Here is an 18,264-nt window from a genome sequence, read left to right as displayed (position 1 = left end):
ATGTCAGCACCCCGCGCCGTCGTCATCGGCGGCGGAATCGGCGGCCTCACCGCCGCTGCCGCCCTGCACCACCAGGGCTGGACCGTCACCGTCCTCGACCGCGCCGCCGCACTCGAACCCGTCGGCGCCGGCATCGCCCTCGCCGCCAACGCCCTGCGCGCCCTCGACACCTTCGGCGCCGGCGACGCCGTCCGCGCCCTGTCCGGCTGGCAGGCCGACGGCGGGCTGCGCCTGCCCGGCGGCCGCTGGCTCTCCCGTACGAGCAACGAGGCGGCGGCCCGGCGCTTCGGCGGCCCGGTCATCGTCGCCCACCGCGCCGACCTCGTCGCCGTCCTCACCTCCTGCCTCCCCGAGGGCACCGTCCGCACCGGCAGCCCCGCCGTCCTCGCCGACCCCGGCGGGCCGGGCCGCCCCGCCCGCGTGACCACCCCCGGCGGAGAGCTCGAAGCCGACCTCGTCGTGGCGGCCGACGGCATCCACTCGGCCACCCGCGCCCTCCTCTTCCCCGAACACCCCGGACCCGTCTACGCCGGGTTCACCGTCTGGCGCGTCGTCGTGCCCCGGCCCGCCGAGCCCTTCCCCGCCCACGAGACCTGGGGGCGCGGCATGATCTGGGGCACGGTCCCGCTGCACGACGGCCGCGTCTACGCCTACGCCCAGGCCAACGCCCCCGCCGGGGACCGGTCGCCCGACGGCGAACTCAACGAGCTGCGCCGCCGCTACGGCGGCTGGCACCACCCCGTCCCCGCGATCCTCGCCGCCGCCGACCCCGCCGCCGTCCTGCGCAACGACGTCCACCACGCCACCACCCCGCTGCCCGCCCACCACCGCGGACGGGTCGTCCTGCTCGGCGACGCCGCCCACCCCATGACCCCCAACCTCGGCCAGGGCGGCTGCCAGGCCATCGAGGACGGCGCCGTCCTCGGCCTCCTCCTCGCCGGAGGGGCGGGCGACCTCGACCGCGCCCTGCCCGCCTACACCGCCCAGCGCCTCCCGCGGACCACGGAAGTCGTGCGCCGCTCCGCCCGGATCGGACGGCTCGTCTCCCTGTCCGCCCCTCCGGCCGTTGCCCTGCGCACCGCCGCCCTCGGCGCGGCCAACCTCTTCGGCCCCCGCGTCGTCCTCCGCAGCCACGACGGCATTGCGGACTGGCGCCCTCCCGTACACCCGTATGCTTCCCAAACGAAGGCACGTACCAGGGAGGCGCTGTGAAGGTCGGCTGCATCGGGCTCGGGGACATCGCACAGAAGGCGTACCTTCCGGTACTCGCCGCACAGCCCGGACTCGAACTCCACCTCCACACCCGCACCGCCGCCACCGTCCGGCGCGTCGCCGGCATCCACCGCATCCCGGACGCGCAGTGCCACACCGAGCTGGACTCCCTGCTCGCGGCCGGCCTCGACGCGGCCTTCGTCCACGCGGCGACCGCGGCCCATCCCGAGCTCGTCACCCGTCTCCTCGAAGCGGACGTCCCGGTCTACGTCGACAAGCCCCTGGCCTACGACCTCGCCGAGAGCGAGCGGCTCGTCGGGCTCGCCCGGGACCGGGGAGTGAGCCTGGCCGTCGGCTTCAACCGCCGCTTCGCGCCCTCCTACACCCAGTGCCTCGACCACCCGCGCGACCTGATCCTGATGCAGAAGAACCGCATCGGGCTCCCCGAGGACCCGCGCACGCTGGTGCTCGACGACTTCATCCACGTCGTCGACACCCTCCGCTTCCTCGTCCCCGGGGCGATCGGCCACGTGGACGTCCGCGCCCGGGTGCGCGACGGCCTCCTGCACCACGTCGTGCTCCAGCTCTCCGGCGACGGCTTCACGGCCATCGGCACCATGAACCGGATGAGCGGCTCCGCCGAGGAGGTCCTGGAGGTCTCCGGGCAGGACACCAAGCGGCAGGTGGTCAACCTCGCCGAGGTCATCGACCACAAGGGGCAGCCCAGCGTCCGCCGCCGCGGCGACTGGGTGCCCGTCTCCCGCCAGCGCGGCATCGAGCAGGCCGTCCTCGCCTTCCTCGACGCCGTACGGGCGGGCAAGCACCTCGACGCCGAGGACGCGCTGCGCACCCACGAGCTGTGCGAACGCGTCGTCAGGGACGCCCTGGACCAGGCTTCCTGACCCGCCGCCGGACGGCCGCGAAGCCCCCGGCGGCGCACGTGCCGGCCACGACCGCCACGGAGACCAGGACGATCCAGTCCCCGTACCGCACGTAGGGGCTGGTGCCGCCGGCCAGCGGCACGTCACGGACGACGGCCGTGCTGCGGCCGGTGCCGAGCGGCGGGCCGGCCGCCCGGCCCCGCGGGTCCGCCACCGTGCCCACCCCCGTCAGCGTCGAGTGCACCACCGGCCGCCAGGTCTCGGCGGCCCGCAGCGCGGCCAGCGAGGCGTGCTGCCACGGGGCCCAGCTGTTCTGGAACGTCGAGGTGGAGGACTGCGCGACGATCACCTGGGCGCCGTCGCGCGCCAGCTGCCGGCTCATGTCGGGGAAGGCCGACTCGAAGCACACCAGCGGGCCGAGCCGCAGGCCCTCCGGCGCGGAGGGAGTCGCCGGCAGCCGCATCACCACCTGGCGGTCCCCGCGCATGCGGTCCTCACCGGCCGCCTTGCCCACGGAGGTGGCCCAGCCCAGCAGCGAGCGCGCCGGCACGTACTCCCCGAACGGCACGAGCCGCATCTTGTCGTAGCGGTCCCCGGTCGGCCCGCCGGGGCCGACGAGCACGGAGCTCTTGAAGATGCCGGGCCGGTCCGAGCGGCGCGCGTCCACGTTGACCAGCAGGTCCGCGCCCACCGCGCGGGACAGCGCCGTGAGCCGGTCCCGGAGCTCCGGGTGCTCCGTGAGGTCGCCGCCGACGCCGCTCTCGCCCCACACGACGAGGTCCACCCGCTGCCCGGCCAGCCCCCGGGTGAGCGCCTCCTCGCGCTCGAACCGGCGCTGGACGCTGCCCGCCCCGTCGACGACTCCCGGCTGTACGAGGGCGATCCGGACCGTGCCCGCGGGGCGCGGTGAAGGCGCCCGCATCCACACCCCGGCGACGACCGCTGCACACGCCACCAGACCGACTAGTCCGGTGATACGCGCGCGAGAGGCCCAAATGACCGTGGAAATCGCGGTGTTGAGGGCCACGAGGAGGAAACTAACCAGCCAGATCCCGCCCACAGAAGCGATCTTCAGGGCGGGTTCCACCTGCCACTGGCTCGCCCCGAACAGCCCCCACGGACCGCCCAGATACTCCCATGAACGAGCAAGTTCGACCATCAACCAGCCGGAGGGGACGGCGAGGAGGGCAACGGCGGCCCGCGCGGGCCCCGGTGAACCCCCCAGCAGCCGCTGGACCAGCACGCCCCACGGCGCCCACAGCAGCCCCAGCAGTGCGGCCAGCACCAGGATGAAGACGTGCAGGCTCGGCAGCAGCCAGTGGTGGACGGCGAGCAGGAATCCGCCACCGCCGAGCCAGCCGTCGAGCGCCGCGCGCCGCGCGTCCGGCGCCGTACGGATCAGGGCCAGCCAGGGCACGAGGGCCGCATAGGCCAGCCACCACAGCGAAGGCGTGGGAAACGTGAGCGCGGGCAGCGCGCCCGCCGCCACTGCCGCGGCCGCCCGTGGCCAGGGCCGGGTCAGCAACCGGGCGTACGGACCGTCCGTCGGTCGCGTCGTCATGGCGTGCCTCCCTGGGCCCGAACGGTCACCGCCGCCGTAGATCATCGATCATTCGTCCGCGCAACGTATGAGTGGGATCCGGCCAACCCTTATGTTTTCGAACGCCGGAGGATCATGGGGAAAAAACTCCGACATCGAGGTGCAATATTCCACCGTGGCCACTCATCGGAAAAGCTCCTTTGGCCGGGTCCAGTCAGAAACGATCCGAAGTGAGCCTTGCATCCCGCGCTGGAAAGGTGTGACCGGGTATGCGCCGCGGGTTATCCCCGGTCCACCCTGGGCAGGTACCGCGCAAAAGCGGACAGGAACGCTGCGAGCCGGCCTGGGGAGGCGCCGTGACGGGCGTGCGAGATCGCATATCAGTACAGCCCTTGGAGATCGTGCCCTTCTACTGTCCGATACCGCCGGCGGTGCACCCGAGCGTCCGGGAGATCGACCGCGCCTCGGTCGACTGGATGCTCCAGCAGCGGCTCGACACCTCCGCCCACCAGCGGCAGCGCCTCGCACGGTGCGACTTCGGCGGCCTCACGGCCCGGACCATGCCCTACGGCCAGCCCGGACCGCTCACCGCCGTGGCCAAGCTCCACGCCGTGCTGTTCTCCCTGGACGACGCCCTGTGCGACGAGTCGACCGCCACCGCCCACGGCCTGGCGCACGCGACCTCCCGCATCATGCGCGTCCTGGAAGCACCGCTGCCCGAGTGGCCGGATGACTCGCCCCACGCCGCGGCGCTGCGCACCGTGCGCCTGGAGCTGGCCGCGCACGCGACACCGGCCCAGCTGCGCCGCTGGACCGAGGGCATGCGCACCTACCTGACCGGCCTGGTGTGGGAGGCCGCCTGCCGTCGTGACCGGGCCCTGCCGTCCGTGAACGACTACGCCGCCATGTGGATGCGCGCCATCGGCATGGCGCCCTCCACCGCCCTGATGGACATCGCCGGAGGCTACGAACTCGACGACCGCGACCTGGACCGGCCCGAGGTCCGGGCCCTCACCGAGATGACCTGGACGCTCGTCGCCTGGGACAACGACTTCTACTCACGGAACAAGGAGATCCAGCGTGCCGGAGACAACCTCAACCTGATCGACGTCCTCGCCCAGGAGCGGGGCTGGGAGCCCGCCCGCGCCCAGGAAGAGGCCATGGCGATGCGCGACCGCGTCATGACGCTCTTCCTGCGCTTGCGCGAGCAGATCTGGCCCCGGGCCGGGGTGGAACTGCGCTGCTACCTCGTGGCGCTGGGCCACTTCGTCCGCGGGCACCTGGACTGGGCCTCGGGCTGCGCCCGCTACCGGGACCCCTACGGGAACGCCGACGTGGACTGGTGGAAACCGGCCCCGTCGGACGACAGCCCGGACCCGCTGCCGGTCCCCGCCATCGCCTGGTGGTGGGATCAGCTCGACACCGGCCGCTACCGGCGCCACAGCAGCCGCCGCAGCGACCCCCACCAGGAGCGCCGCGAACCGGACGGCGCCGCACCGCCGGCAGCACGGACCGGCGGCGCCGGGATGGCCGGCTGCTCGGCCCGCTCCGGCTGAGCCGGGGCGGGCGGCTCCGGCACGGGCGCCACCGTCTCCTGCGGAGGCAGCGGCGCCCGTGCCGTGAACCGGACCGGAAGCCCGGTCAGGTGACGGGACATCAGCGTGGAGCGGTACGCCAGCTCCGTCTCCTTCACCGCGAGGGTGAGGTCGGGCAGCCGCAGCAGCAGGGCGTCGATGCCCTCGCCCGCGATCGCCCGGCCGACGTCCTGGCCCGGGCACTCGTGCTGACCGCCGCTGAACGCCAGGTGCGAGCGGTTGCCGTGGACGGGGACGTCGGGATCGGGGCGGATCACCGTGTCCATGTTGGCGGCGGCCAGCCCCAGGATCAGGGCGTCCCCCTCCTTGATCTGCTGACCCGCCAGCTCCGTGTCCTGCGTCGCCCAGCGGCCCAGGATCGTGATGAACGGCGGCTCGTCCCACAGGACCTGCTCGACCGCGTCCGGCAGCGTCATGTGCCCGCCGGCGAGCGAGGCCTGGAAACGGTGGTCGGTGAGCACCATCTTCAGGGTGTTCGCGATCAGGTTCGCCGTGGTCTCGAAGGCCGCGATCAGCACCAGCCGCAGATGCTGCTGCACCTCGTCGTCCGACAGCCCGGCGGGGTGCTCCAGCAGCCAGCTGGTGAAGTCGGCGCCCGGCTCGACGCGCTTGCGCGCCACCAGCTTGCGCAGCGTCTCCTGGACGAACTCGTTGCTCGCGATCGCCGTCTCGGTGCCCTTGATCATGTCCCGGGCGGCGTTGACCAGCTGGGGGCTGTACGCCTCCGGCATGCCCAGCAGCTGCGTCATCGCCATCATCGGCAGCTGCTCCGCGAACTCGTGCACCAGATCGGCCCGGCCCGAGGCGCAGAAGCGGTCGACGAGCTGGTTCGAGAACTGCGTGACGTGGCGGCGGATGCCGCGCTTGTCGAAGCGGGCGATGCTGTCGTTGACGGCACCGCGCCAGCGCTCGTGCTGCCGCCCGTCGGCGAAGACGCAGATCGGCTGCCAGGTGGTGATCGGCGCCAGCGGGTGGGTCGGGGCCACGCGGCCCTCGCGCGCCTCGATCCACCGCCGGGAGTCGCGGGAGAAGCGCGAGGGGGTGCGCGCCACGTCGAGGTTCTCGCGGTAGCCGAGGACGAGCCAGGCCGGGACGTCGTCGTGCAGCAGGACGGGCGCCACCTGGCCGTGCTTCTGGCGCAGCCGCTCGTACAGCCCCATCGGGTCGGCCTCGGCCTCCGGGCCGAAGAGCCGGGTGATGCCCCCGGGGCCGGTTGCGTGCGCCGGGCACTGCGGGGGAGGCCCGGCCGGGGAGGTGGTGCGGGGACGTTCGGAAGGGAGGGTCACTGGTGCTCCGTGGAGGCGGTCGTGAGCGTGTAGAGGTAGCGCATGAGCGTGAGCAGGGTGTCGCGGCAGGACGCGCGGTCGCGGGCGTCGCAGTCGACCATGGGCACCGAGGCGTCGAGGTCCATGGCCGCGCGGAGCTGTTCCATCGGGTACCTGGGGGCCTGGGGGAAGCGGTTGACGCCGACGACGAACGGCACTCCCTTCTCCTCCAGGCGCCCGATGACGTCGTAGCTGACGTCCATGCGGCGGGTGTCGAGGAGGACGACCGCACCGAGGGCACCCTCGAACAGGCCGTTCCACAGGAACCAGAAGCGCTCCTGGCCGGGGGTGCCGAACAGGTACAGCACCAGCTGCTCGTTGATGCTGATCCGGCCGAAGTCCATGGCCACGGTCGTCTCGGTCTTGTGCTCGATCCCGGCGACGTCGTCCACGCCGACGCCGGCCTGGGTCATCGTCTCCTCGGTGGTCAGCGGCCGGATCTCGCTGACGGAGCCCACCAGGGTCGTCTTGCCGACCCCGAACCCGCCGACGATGACCACCTTGACGGCCGCGGTGGCCGAGGCCGGCAGCACGTCCTCGCTGCGCGGCCCCGCATAGGTCTCCAACCCCGGGGGGTCAGAGCTTCTGTAGTCCATTCATCACCGCCTCCAGAAGTTGTACGTCGGGAAGTGCCGCCGCCGGGACCGGCGGGCGGGCCTCCACGTGCCGACCCGCCACCAGCTCCGTGAGCAGCAGGGTCAGCGTGCTGACCGGGAGCTCCAGATAGGCCGATATCTCGGCGACGGAGAGCGGGTAGGCACACATCCTGACGATGGCGGCGTGCTCGGGCTGCAGCCCGGGGTCGGCCTCCGACCGGGACACGATCAGCGTCACCAGGTCGAGCTCCGTCTTCCGCTCCGCGCGGGCCTGGCCTCCGGTGAGGATGTACAGCCGGTCGGGGCTGCCGGGCGCCGTCGGGGAGCCGGGTCCCTCCGTGCTCATGTCACCGACCCGCCGACCCGCGGCGGGCTGGTGAGGTGCGAACCGATGCGGGCCACCAGATCCCGCATCCGCATGCCCATCAGCTCGGCGTCCACATCGTCGTCGGCGAGCACGGCCAGGAAGGCGCCGGCCCCGGCGGCCATCAGATAGAAGAACCCGCCGTCCACCTCGATCACGACCAGGCGCATCTGCCCGTCCCCGTGCGGGAATTCGCCGGCGATCGCCGTCGAGAGGCTCTGCAGTCCGGCACAGGCGGCGGCCAGGCGGTCGGCCGCGTCCGGGTCGGTGCCGTGCTGAGCCATGCGCAGGCCGTCCGAGGACAGCACGATCACGTGGCGGGTCTGCGGAACGCTGGTTGCCAGGTCCTTGAGCATCCAGTCCATGTTGAGCCGCGGCTGCGTCACTTGGCTACTCTTCCTTGTCCGACGGGATATCACTGTTCGCCCGGCCGGGATCCGGCTCCAGGGATTCCCCGTTGATGCCGCGGTTGAAGGCGGCCAGCCACATCCCCGGCTGCTTGGGGGCCTCTTCCGGAGCGGCCGGCGCGGCGGGCGGGGCCGGCCGCTCCCGCCGTTCGGCCGCACCCCGGCCGAACGGGAGCGGCGCGGGCCCGCGGCGGCGCCGCCGCTGCGGCAGGCCGCTGTCGCCGAGCGGTGGCGGGATGGGGTGCTCCATCATCGGCGGGGCGGTCTGCGGAGCGGGCGGGGGGATCTTCTGGCCCGGGCGGCGCTTGGACTTGATGGGCGGGAGCTTGGCCGCGCGGGCGATGTCGCCGCCGGGGTGCTTGCTGGCGGTGATCAGGTCCATGGGGATGACGAGCACGGCCCGGACCCCGCCGTAGGCGGAGGGCCGCAGCGACACCAGGAGGTTGTACGTACGGGCGAGCCGGCTGACCACCGCGAGGCCGAGCCGCGGCGCCTCGCCCAGGTCGTCGAGGTCGAGGTCGCCCTCGCGGGAGAGGACGCGGTCGGTGCGGCGGCGCGCCTCGTCGGTCAGGCCGACGCCGGCGTCCTCGATCTCGACCGCGATGCCGGACTGGATGTCCACGGCGGTCAGGTGCACCCGGGTCTGCGGGGGGGAGTAGCGGGTGGCGTTGTCCAGCAGCTCGGCCAGGGCGTGGATGACCGGCTCGACGGCGGGCCCGACCACGGCGACGTCGGCCACCGAGTGGAGGTCGACGCGGCGGTACTCCAGGATCCGCGACATGGCGCCGCGCAGCACGTTGTAGAGCGGGATCTCGTTCTTCCACTGGCGGCCGGGGCGGGAGCCGCCCAGGACGGCGATGCTGTCGGCGAGGCGGCCGGTCAGGGCGTTGCCGTGGTCGAGGTGGAGGAGGTCGCCGAAGACGTCCGGGTCGTTGCCGTGCTTGTGCTCCATCTCCCGGATGTCGTAGGCCTGTTGGTGCACGATGGCCTGCATGCGGCGGGCGATGTTGACGAAGGCGCGCTGCGCGGAGTCGCGCAGCCCCTCCTCCGCCTGGACGGCCTCGATGACGGACTTCAGCACGGACCGGTGGGCGGTCGCGTAGCCGGGTTCGAGGTCGTGGACGGGAAGGGTGTGGCGGAGCACGACCTCGGTGGGGGCGCCGCGCTGCAGCAGGTGGATGGCCCGGGGCAGCAGCTCCTTGGCCAGCCGCCGGGTCTCCGCCTCGTGCTGGTCGAGCTGGTACCGCAGGCCGGCCTCCTGCTCGGTGCAGCGCCGGCGCAGGGCCGCGATGACCCGCCCCCGCCGGGCGGCCTCGGAGCTGGCCAGCGCCACCGCGACCGTGGCGGACGCCCCGCACCAGGCCACGGGCACGCGGGCGGCGGGGGCGGCGGCGAGGATCGCCGTTCCCGTGCACACGGCCAGGACCAGGGGGGAGATCAGCCATATCAGAGCGGAGACGGGCCGCCGTTGAACGGACGAGCCGGTACCAACCATCGGGATCCTCGGAACTCTTAAGAAGGCGTAACTGCTTCGGGGCCCGGCGCGGGGCGTTCCCCGGATGTCTGCCGCGGGGAACGGCGCGGGCGCAGCACTTGTGCGCACCGTGAAGTAGTCGCCACAACCCGCTGCGCGACATGGAGCGTAGCCGGTCGCGCGGGGCTCCGGCGCGAAGTTGTCATATTCGCAGATCGGCCTGACGCGGGAATTCGAAAGGCTTCATAATGGCCTCGCGCTTCGAATTCCGAATGGGTTTACGAAGCGTGTGAATGCATGTTCGGCGCAAGTGGGGCGTGTCTCCCGTGTTGCTCCTGTGCCCCGCGAGGGCGCCGGAGGCGGCCGGGGCGAGGTCACGCTCCCGGGTGGTCCGTCTGCCGAACCCTGCCCCTGGCCTCACGGACGGGGCTAGGCTCGCCCCACCACATCTTCCGGGGAGACAACGCCATGTCAGGGCATCAGCGTGAACAGAACGCATCCGCCGCCCTGTTCGAGCGGAAGCTCGAGCTGCAAGCCGCTGATGAAGCGCTGCAAAGGCTGTGCGGGAACGAGTCCGAAGGGCGGCCCCGGCTCGGCGGCCTGCTGCTCTACAGGGGCGAAGCGGGCCTGGGGAAAACGGCGTTGCTCGCCGAGACCCGCAGGAAGGCCATGGTGGAGGGCGGGTGTACCGTCCTCTTCGCACGCGGCAGCGAGTCCACGCAGGCCGTCCCCTTCCACGTCATCCGCCAGCTGTTCCAGCCCGTGCTGGCGCCGCTCTCCGAGGACGACCGCAGGAAGCTGCTCACCGGCTGGTACGAGATCGCCGGCCCCGCGCTCGGCATCGTGCCGCCGATCGGCCCGCAGGACCCGCAGGGCGTCCGCGACGGCATCGACTGGCTCGTGAGCCAACTCGCCTCCCGCCAGGAGCCCCTGGTGGTGATGATCGACGACGCGCACTGGGCCGACGCCGAGTCCCTCACCTGGCTCGGGTACTTCGCCACGCGCCTGAGCGAGGCGCCCCTGCTCGCGGTCATCTCCTACCGTCCCGAGGAACTGTCGGACGCCGCACCGGTCTTCCGCGACCTGGTCGACACGCGCGGCAACCGCCCCGTGGAGCTGCGCGCCCTGACGCCGGAAGCGGTCAACCGGATGGTGCGCGACGCCTTCCCGGAGCAGGCCGACGCCCCCTTCTGCCGCGAGGTCTGGGCCGTCACCGGCGGAAACCCCTACGAGACCATCGAGTTGATCGCCAAGGCGAAGGACCGGGGCCTCAAGCCGCTGGAGGAGTCGGCCCCGCTCCTGCGCGACCTCGGCGCCGCCTCCCGCGGCCCCGGACTGGTGGCCCGCCTGGAGCGGCTCGGCACCGCCGTCACCCGCTTCGCCTGGGCGGCGGCCGTCCTCGGCACCGAGATCCAGCCGTCCCTGGCGGCCAACCTCGCGGGCATGGGCCCGGCCCAGGCCGCCGAGTGCGCGGACAAGCTGCGGCACGCCCGTATCCTCGCCGGCGCCATCGACCTCGAGTTCGTCCACCCGCTGATCGCGACCGCCATCTACGCCTCGATCCCGCCCGCCACCCGCACCGCCATGCACGGGCAGGCGGCCTGGTCCGTCACCGAGGCCGGCCTGGGCGCCGCGGCGGCCTCGCGCCACCTGCTGGAGGTCCACCCCGACCACGACTCCGAGCTGGTGGAGCAGCTGCGCATCGCCGCCCGCGAGCACCTGGCGGTCGGTGCGCCGGACGCGGCCCGCCGCTGTCTGGAGCGCGCCCTGCAGGAGCCGCCGCCCGAGGAGGAGCGGGCCGGGGTGCTCTACGAGCTGGGCTGCTCCGCGCTGCTCACCTCGCCGCCGACCACGGTCAACCACCTCAAGGCGGCGCTCTCCCTGCCGCACCTCACCGAGGAGCTGCGGGTCGACGCCACCTACCGGCTCTCCCAGGCCTACGCCCACAACAGCCAGCTGCGCGAGGCCGCCGCGGTCGTCAAGGAGCAGGCCGAGCGCACCCCGCCCGGCCCCGGGCGGATGCGCCTGCAGGCCGCGCACTACCTGTGGCAGGGCATCCAGGTGGAGGAGCAGGACTCCCTGGGCCGCTCGCGCCGCATCGCGGAGCTCGCCGAGCGCCTCTCCGGCCGGGACAACAACGAGCGGACCCTGCTCGCGCTGCGCGGCTTCGACGGCATGATCCGCGGCGAGGACGCCGTGCGGGTGGTCGAGAACGTCGACCGCGCCCTCGTGGACGGCCGGCTCGCGGAGGGCATGGGCTGGACCAACACCGAGTGGGGCTTCGAGGTCCCCAGCATGATCGGCATCACCTTCGCCTACACCGACCGGCTCGACCAGGCGGAAGAGCTCTTCAACGAAGCCGTGACGGCCTTCGAGATCTCCGGCTGGAGCGGTGCGCACCGTGCTTTCGCGCACGACTTCCTCGGCCTGGTCTTCCGCCGCCGCGGCGAGCTGGACGAGGCCGAGGCGATGCTGCGCGAGGGGCTGCGGCTGGGCAAGCGCCTCGGCCCCGGGCTGCCGATCCACTGGGACGGCGCGTGCCTGCTGATCGACACCCTGCTGGCCCGCGGCCGGGTCGACGAGGCCCAGGCCTTCGCCGAGGAGAATGGTTTCCGGCCGCCGTACACCCCCGCCATCGTGCTGCCCGACGCCGCGTCCCTGGCCGGGCGGCTGCTGCTCGCCCAGGGCCGCAAGAAGGAGGCGATCGCGGAGCTGGAGGCCGCCGGGCGCAAGATGGAGGAGCGCGGCCGGCACAACACCATCTGGGCCCTGTGGGCGCTCGACCTCGCCGTCGCCGTGGTCGACGAGGATCCGGAGCGGGCTCGTACGCTCGCCGACAAGGCGGTACGGCACGCGGCCGTGTTCGGCACGGACACCGCCATCGGTGACGCCCTGCGCCGGGCGGCCCTCGTCGCCGAGCCGCACGAGGCCCTGGTGAAGCTGGAGAAGGCCGTGGTGCACCTGCGCCGCTCGCCGTGCAAGTACGAGCTGGCGGAGGGCCTGGTCGCCCACGGCGAGGCGCTGCTGCGGGCGGGGAAGCCGGCCGAGGGGGCCGAACGGCTGCGTGAAGGACTGGAAACGGCCAGGCAGTGTGCGGCGGACGGACTGGTGGAGACCGCCCGGGCGGCGCTCGCCTCGGCGGTCTGCGAGGGCGTCGCTCCGGCGGGTGACGCCGTGCGGTGAGCGTGGACGGGTTCACGCCGGCCGGCGCGAACCCGCCGGGCCGCGTTCAGGAGGCGGCGCGGCGGCCGCTCTTCTTGGTCGCCGCCGTCTTCTTGGCGGTTTTGGCGGCGGTGCTCTTGGCGGTGGTCTTCCTGCCCGTGGAGGCGGTGGAGGCTGCCGCCGTCTTCTTGCCGGCCGTGCGCTTCTGCGGTGCTGCGGACTTCTTCGCGGTGCTGCGGGCCGATGTCCCCGGCGCGGCCGCCTTCTTGGTGCCTCTTCCCGGTCGTTCCGCCTTTTCTCCGGGCTTGCGCGCCGCGCTGTCGATGGAGGCCTGGAGGGCGGCCATCAGGTCGATGACGTTGTCCGGTGCGGGTGCCGTCTCCTTCTTGGGGACGGGGCGGTCGGACAGATGGGCGTTGATCAGCTCGCCGAGGGCGATCTCGTACTCGTCCTCCTGCTCCTCCAGGTCGAACTCCTCGGAGAGGGTGTCCATCAGGCTCGTGGCCATCTTCAGCTCCTGCGGCCGCACCGTGACCGAGGAGGGCGGGGCCAGGTCGCCCGCGTCGCGGATCTCGTCCGGCCAGTACATGGTGTGCAGGGTGAGCAGGTCGCCGTGGACGCGCAGCAGGGCCAGGGACTCCCGGGTGCGCAGTGCGATCTTGGTGACGGCGACGCGCTCGGTCTGCTTGAGGGTCTCGCGGAGCAGGACGTAGGGCTTGTTGGCCGCCGCGCTCTCGGGCGCCAGGTAGTAGCCGCTGGAGAGCTGCAGGGGGTCGATCCGGTCGGAGTCGACGAAGGCGAGCACGTCGATGAGCTTCTTGCTGGGCAGCGGCAGGCCGGCCAGCTCGTCCTGGGTGACGACGGCGGTGTGCCCCTCGTCGTCCTGGTAGCCCTTGGCGATGTGCTCGTAGTCGACCTGCTCGCCGCAGGCCTCGCAGACGCGCTTGAGGTGGATCCGGCCGCCGTCCTTGTCGTGGACCTGATGCAGTCTGAGGCCGTGTTCCTGGACGGCGGCGTAGAGCCGCACCGGTACGGACACCAGTCCGAAGCCAATCGCACCTTTCCACATGGTCCGCATAGTTTTATCCCTCCACGGGGAATTCCTACCTTATGTCCGTCTCCTCCGAGCGGCAGGCGGTGGAGATCGAGGGCCACCGGCTGGCCCTGACCCACCTCGACCGGGTGCTGTTCCCCGCTTCCGGTCACACCAAGGCGCAGGTGCTGCAGTACTACGCGCGGATCGCCCCGGTGATGGTGGCGCACACGGCCGACCGGCCCGCCTCGTTCGTCCGCGCCCCGGAGGGCCCCGGCGGGCAGAGCTGGATCGCGAAGAACCCGCCCGGCGGGGTGCCCGGATGGGTGCGTCTGGTGCCCGTGGAGCACCGCGAGGGCGTCACCGAGCAGGTCGTGATCGACACCACGGCCGCCCTGGTCGCGCTGGCCAACCTCGGCGCGTACGAGGTGCACGTCCCGCAGTGGACGGCGACCGCGGGCCCCGACGGCCACGACCGGCTCGTCCTGGACCTGGACCCCGGGCCCGGCACCGATCTGGTCGTCTGCTGCCGGGTCGCCCAGCGGCTGCGCCAGCTCCTCGACGACGACGGCCTCACCGCCCACGCCGTCGTCTCCGGCTCCAAGGGCCTGCACCTGTACGCACCGGTGCACGCGGCGGCCGGGCGGGCGGCGGGCGGCTACGCCAAGGAGCTGGCGGCCCGCATGATGGGCGAGCACCCGGGACTGGTCGTGGTGTCGATGGCGCGCATCGAGCGCCGGGGGAAGGTGCTCATCGACTGGTCGCAGAACGCGAGCGCCAAGACCACCGCCGCCCCGTACACGGTACGGCTGCGGGAGGGCGCCCCCGGCGTCGCCGCCCCCGTCACCTGGGACGAGGTCGCCGCGTGCCGGGACCCGGACGATCTCTCCTTCACCCCCGAGGAGGTGCTGGACCGGGCGGAGGAGTACGGGGACCTGCTGGCCCCGCTCACGGGCGACGCCACCCGCGCGCACCTCCCGTGACGCCCCGCCCCCGCCCCCCCGTCTCAGCCGAGCCGGGTCAGGTCGGGCCGCAGCCGGTGCCACACGGGATGGCGGAGGCGGCCCGCGGACGTCCAGCCGGAGAAGACGACCTCGGCGACGAGCCGGGGCTCCACCCAGTGCGCCCCCGGCACGTCGACGGGCCCCGAGAACGGAGGGTCCGCACGCGGGATCACCGACAGGTAGCGGGCGAGGTCCCGGCGTTCGCGCTCCGACAGCCCCGACCCCACGGACCCCGCGTACCGCAGCCCGCCCGGCTCCTCCACGCCCGCGAGCACGGCGCCCGGCAGCCCGGACAGCGCGCCGCGGCCCTCCGCCCAGCCCCCGATGACCACGTCGATCGTGACGACGTGCTTGGTCTTGCGCCATTCGGAGGACCGGATGCCGGGGGTGTAGAGGGAGGTGAGCCGCTTCGCCACGACGCCCTCGAACCCGGCGTCGAGCGTGGCGTCCCAGGCCTGCTGCGCGTGGCCCGCCACGTACGCGGGCACCGACCAGGCCGGGCCCGCGAGATCCAGCCCCTCCAGGACGGCCCGCCGCTCGGCGTAGGGCAGGTCCAGCAGGGACCGGCCGCCGAGGTGCATGACGTCGAAGAGCATGAGGCGGACGGGGTACTCCGCCGCGAGGCGGGCCGCGCGGCGCGCGTCGGTGACGCCCATGCGGCGCTGCAGCAGACCGAAGTCCGGCCGCCCCTCGCCGTCGAGGACGACGATCTCGCCGTCGAGGACCGCGGGCCGGCCGCGCAGGTGTCCGCCCAGGGCCCGCAGTTCGGGGTAGGTGACGCCGGCGTCGTTGCCGGCCCGGGTGACCGGCCGTACGGTGCCGTCGCCCCCGACGCCCACGACCAGGCGGATGCCGTCCCACTTGACCTCGAACGCCCAGGCCGCGTCCTCGCCCGCGGCTGGCAGCGGCCCGGGGGTCGCCAGCATCGGCCGGATCGCGGGCGGCGCGGCCGGGGCGCTCTCGGCGGTCGGGGTCATCGTCCGCCCCCTACCCCTTGCCCCGCGCCCAGTCCAGCAGCTCGGCGGCCGTCCACGTCGTGATGATCCGCTCGGCCGGCACCCCGCACTCCTCGGCCCGGGCGCAGCCGTGGATCTGCCAGTCGAGCTGGCCCGGGGCGTGCGCGTCGCTGTCGACGGAGAACAGCACGCCCGCGTCGAGGGCCTCGCGGATCAGCCGGCGCGGCGGGTCCAGCCGCTCCGGCCGGCAGTTGATCTCCACGGCGGTGCCGAAGCGGGCGCACGCGGCGAAGACCATCGCCGCGTCGAACGCCGACTCCGGCCTTCCCCGCCCGGCCAGGAGCCGTCCGGTGCAGTGCCCGAGCACGTCCACGAGGGGGTTGGCGACGGCCCCGACCAGCCGGCGGGTCATGGCGTCCGCGTCCATGCGCAGCTTCGAGTGGACCGACGCGACGACGACGTCGAGCTCGCCGAGCAGCCCCGGCTCCTGGTCGAGGGAGCCGTCGTCGAGGATGTCGCACTCGATGCCGCGCAGCAGCCGGAAGCCGTCGCCGAGGCGTTCGTCGACCTCGGCGACGACGCCGAGCTGGGCGCGCAGCCGCTCGGCCGTCAGGCCGCGGGCGATCGTCAGCCTGGGGGAGTGGTCGGTGAGCACCGCCCACTCGTGGCCGAGGCCCTGCGCGGCGCGGGCCATGGCCTCGACGGGGCTGCCGCCGTCGGACCAGTCGGAGTGCATGTGGCAGTCGCCGCGCAGGGCGGCGCGCAGCGCCTCGCCGCCCTCGGCCAGCGGCTCCTGCGCCTCCTCCGTCAGCTTGGCCAGGTATCCGGGCACGCGCCCGGCCAGGGCCTCGGCCACGACGGCCGCGGTCTTGGGACCGATGCCCTTCTCGGCGGTCAGCGTGCCGGCGGCCGCGCGCCTGCGCAGCTCCTCCTCCGGCAGGCCGGCGATCACGTCGGAGGCGGTACGGAACGCCTTCACGCGGTACGTGGGCGCGTCCGCGCGCTCCAGCAGGAAAGCGATCCGGTCCAGCGCCCGCACCGGGTCGATCGCACCGCCGCCGTCCATCGCGCCACCGCCTCCTCGCCTCTCGTCCTACGGTGCGCGCTCCGCGGGAAGCGCGCATGCCGCGGGGCGCACCCGCGGGTGAACCCGTGAGTAGGTGCGGGGCGGGCTGGGGAGGGTCCGAGTCATGAGAGCCCCTTCCTCCGCCGTTCCCGCACCCCACGAGGCCTCCTCCGCCGGCTCCTTTGGTGCCTCCCGCAGACCGGGCCGCGTCGTGGTCCTCGGTGCGGGCATGGCCGGCCTGCTGGCCGCGGCCGCGGCGGCCCGCCACGTCGGCGAGGTCGTGATCGTGGAGCGGGACCGGCTGCCGGACGGGCCGGCGCCGCGCAAGGGCCTGCCGCAGGCGCGCCACGCGCATCTGATGATGTCGGGCGGCGCCCGGGCCGTGGAGTCCCTGCTGCCGGGCACCATCGAGGGGTGGGTGGGCGCGGGCGCCCGCCGGGTCCCGCTGGGGACCGGGCTGGTCGCGTTCGGCCCGCAGGGCTGGTATCCGCGCTGGCCCAGCACGCAGTTCCTGATGGCCTGCACCCGCGACCTGCTGGATCTCGTCGTCCGCGAGAAGGTCCTGGCCCTGCCCGGGGTCGTGCTCCGCCAGGAGACCGACGCGCTCGCCCTCCTCGGCGACGCGCAGCGGGTCACCGGCGTGAAGGTCCGCACCGCCGGCGGCCACTCCGCCGAGGCGCTGGAGGCGGACCTGGTGATCGACGCCTCCGGGCGCGGCTCCCAGGCCGCGCGGCGCCTCAACGAGCTCGGGCTGCACCCCGCCCACGAGGAGACCGTCGACACCGGCATGGTCTACGTGACCCGGATCTTCCGGGCGCCGCCGGGCAGCGAGCGCTTCCCCGTCGTCAGCGTGCAGGCCGACCCGCACGGCGCCGTGCCGGGTCAGGGCGCGACGATGCTGCCCGTCGAGGGCGGCCGCTGGCTGCTCACGGCCTGCGGCACGCGCGGCGGCGAACCGTCCCGGGAGGCCGGGGAGTTCGAGCCGTTCGTCCGCAGCCTGCGCCACCCGCTGATCGCCGACCTGATCGCGGGCCTGGAGCCGCTGACCGACGTCCACCTCACCCGCAGCACCGTCAACCGCCGCCGCTACTTCGAGCGCCTGCCCGCCTGGCCGGACGGCTTCGCCGTGGTGGGGGACGCCGTCGCCACCTTCAACCCCGTCTACGGCCAGGGCATGTCCGTGGCCGCCCACAGCGCGACCGCGATCCGCGGCCTCCTGGCCGGGCACGGCGTGGCCGCGCCCGGTCTGGCCCGGCGCATCCAGCGCGCGGTCGGCCGCTCCGCGAGCAGCCCCTGGGACCTCGCCACCGGCGAGGACATCAACTACCCCGGCGCGATCGGCGAGCGCCCCCCGGCCGCGGCCCGGCTGCTGCGGGGGTACGTCCAGCGCCTGATGCGCACCGCCGTGGTCAACCCGGTCGTCCTGCGCTCGCTCTACGACGTGATGACGCTGTCCGCGCCGATGACGGCCCTGGTCAGCCCGTCCGTGGTGTTGGGGGTGCTGCGGGGCCCGGGGGCCGGCGTCCGTACGGAGCCCTCGATCACGGCAGCGGAGCTGGCGGTGTGCGGGCTGGGCCCGCGGGGCGGTTCCTGACACGTGGGGGGCGCGCCGGCCGCGCATTCCGCCGGCCCCTCGCCGCGGTGGCCGA

The 18,264-nt window shown here is 73.7% G+C and carries 14 protein-coding genes and 1 pseudogene; 6 read left to right on the top strand and 9 right to left on the bottom strand.

Annotated features, from left to right (window positions below; translation table 11 throughout):
* Both ACOTKD_RS11425 and ACOTKD_RS11420 read left to right on the top strand, forming a co-directional pair.
* A complete protein-coding gene (locus ACOTKD_RS11425; protein ID WP_424888771.1) occupies positions 1-1,212 on the top strand; it encodes an FAD-dependent monooxygenase in 1,212 nt (403 codons plus the stop codon).
* Positions 1,209-2,114 (top strand): Gfo/Idh/MocA family protein, encoded by a 906-nt coding sequence (locus tag ACOTKD_RS11420; protein ID WP_424888770.1) that lies wholly within the window; start codon positions 1,209-1,211, stop codon positions 2,112-2,114. The genes ACOTKD_RS11425 and ACOTKD_RS11420 overlap by 4 nt, the downstream gene beginning before the upstream one ends.
* Here the strand turns inward: ACOTKD_RS11420 and lnt are convergent.
* Positions 2,086-3,654 carry an apolipoprotein N-acyltransferase gene (lnt, locus tag ACOTKD_RS11415; RefSeq protein ID WP_424888769.1) on the bottom strand — a complete coding sequence of 523 codons (1,569 nt, stop codon included), beginning with the start codon at positions 3,652-3,654 and terminating at the stop codon, positions 2,086-2,088. The two genes, ACOTKD_RS11420 and lnt, sit on opposite strands and share 29 nt — an antisense overlap.
* 248 nt (positions 3,655-3,902) lie before the next feature.
* On the opposite strand from lnt, the pseudogene ACOTKD_RS11410 reads away from it, so the two are divergent.
* Positions 3,903-4,802 (top strand): annotated as a pseudogene (locus tag ACOTKD_RS11410) (terpene synthase family protein); the annotation flags it as partial.
* 260 nt (positions 4,803-5,062) lie between these two features.
* On the opposite strand, the gene ACOTKD_RS11405 reads toward ACOTKD_RS11410, so the two are convergent.
* Genes ACOTKD_RS11405 through ACOTKD_RS11385 form a run of 5 tightly spaced genes read right to left on the bottom strand, consistent with a single transcriptional unit; the run spans position 5,063 to position 9,415 of the window.
* Positions 5,063-6,514 carry a cytochrome P450 gene (locus ACOTKD_RS11405; RefSeq protein ID WP_424888768.1) on the bottom strand — a complete coding sequence of 484 codons (1,452 nt, stop codon included), beginning with the start codon at positions 6,512-6,514 and terminating at the stop codon, positions 5,063-5,065.
* Positions 6,511-7,149, bottom strand: coding sequence for a GTP-binding protein (locus ACOTKD_RS11400; protein WP_424888767.1), 639 nt, complete (start codon positions 7,147-7,149; stop codon positions 6,511-6,513). The genes ACOTKD_RS11405 and ACOTKD_RS11400 overlap by 4 nt, the downstream gene beginning before the upstream one ends.
* Complete coding sequence (locus tag ACOTKD_RS11395) at positions 7,130-7,495, bottom strand: DUF742 domain-containing protein (protein WP_030364421.1); 366 nt, start codon at positions 7,493-7,495, stop codon at positions 7,130-7,132. The genes ACOTKD_RS11400 and ACOTKD_RS11395 overlap by 20 nt, the downstream gene beginning before the upstream one ends.
* Positions 7,492-7,878 carry a roadblock/LC7 domain-containing protein gene (locus ACOTKD_RS11390; protein WP_206329087.1) on the bottom strand — a complete coding sequence of 129 codons (387 nt, stop codon included), beginning with the start codon at positions 7,876-7,878 and terminating at the stop codon, positions 7,492-7,494. The genes ACOTKD_RS11395 and ACOTKD_RS11390 overlap by 4 nt, the downstream gene beginning before the upstream one ends.
* 25 nt (positions 7,879-7,903) lie before the next feature.
* Entirely contained in the window at positions 7,904-9,415 is a 1,512-nt protein-coding gene (locus ACOTKD_RS11385) for an ATP-binding protein (RefSeq protein ID WP_424888766.1), read from the bottom strand.
* A 447-nt stretch (positions 9,416-9,862) separates the two neighbouring features.
* Here ACOTKD_RS11385 and ACOTKD_RS11380 point away from each other — a divergent pair, with 447 nt between their 5' ends.
* Positions 9,863-12,577, top strand: a complete 2,715-nt coding sequence (locus tag ACOTKD_RS11380; RefSeq protein WP_424888765.1) for an ATP-binding protein — start codon at positions 9,863-9,865, stop codon at positions 12,575-12,577.
* 46 nt (positions 12,578-12,623) lie between these two features.
* On the opposite strand, the gene ACOTKD_RS11375 is transcribed toward ACOTKD_RS11380, so the two are convergent.
* A complete protein-coding gene (locus ACOTKD_RS11375) occupies positions 12,624-13,625 on the bottom strand; it encodes a Ku protein (protein WP_424888764.1) in 1,002 nt (333 codons plus the stop codon).
* Positions 13,626-13,666: 41 nt separating this feature from the next.
* Here ACOTKD_RS11375 and ligD (ACOTKD_RS11370) point away from each other — a divergent pair, with 41 nt between their 5' ends.
* Positions 13,667-14,572, top strand: a complete 906-nt coding sequence (gene ligD / locus ACOTKD_RS11370; RefSeq protein WP_424888763.1) for a non-homologous end-joining DNA ligase — start codon at positions 13,667-13,669, stop codon at positions 14,570-14,572.
* Between the two features lie 23 nt (positions 14,573-14,595).
* On the opposite strand, the gene ligD (ACOTKD_RS11365) is transcribed toward ligD (ACOTKD_RS11370), so the two are convergent.
* Positions 14,596-15,570, bottom strand: coding sequence for a non-homologous end-joining DNA ligase (ligD, locus tag ACOTKD_RS11365; protein ID WP_424888762.1), 975 nt, complete (start codon positions 15,568-15,570; stop codon positions 14,596-14,598).
* Between the two features lie 10 nt (positions 15,571-15,580).
* Positions 15,581-16,597 carry a PHP domain-containing protein gene (locus tag ACOTKD_RS11360; protein WP_424888810.1) on the bottom strand — a complete coding sequence of 339 codons (1,017 nt, stop codon included), beginning with the start codon at positions 16,595-16,597 and terminating at the stop codon, positions 15,581-15,583.
* Between the two features lie 142 nt (positions 16,598-16,739).
* Between ACOTKD_RS11360 and ACOTKD_RS11355 the strand changes: the two genes are divergently transcribed.
* Entirely contained in the window at positions 16,740-18,209 is a 1,470-nt protein-coding gene (locus ACOTKD_RS11355) for an FAD-dependent oxidoreductase (protein WP_424888761.1), read from the top strand.
* Positions 18,210-18,264 lie beyond the last annotated feature (55 nt).

The organism is Streptomyces sp. XH2 (genome assembly GCF_049725035.1).
Classification (GTDB): domain Bacteria; phylum Actinomycetota; class Actinomycetes; order Streptomycetales; family Streptomycetaceae; genus Streptomyces; species Streptomyces roseoverticillatus.
This window is presented reverse-complemented; position numbering and strand designations above follow the sequence as displayed.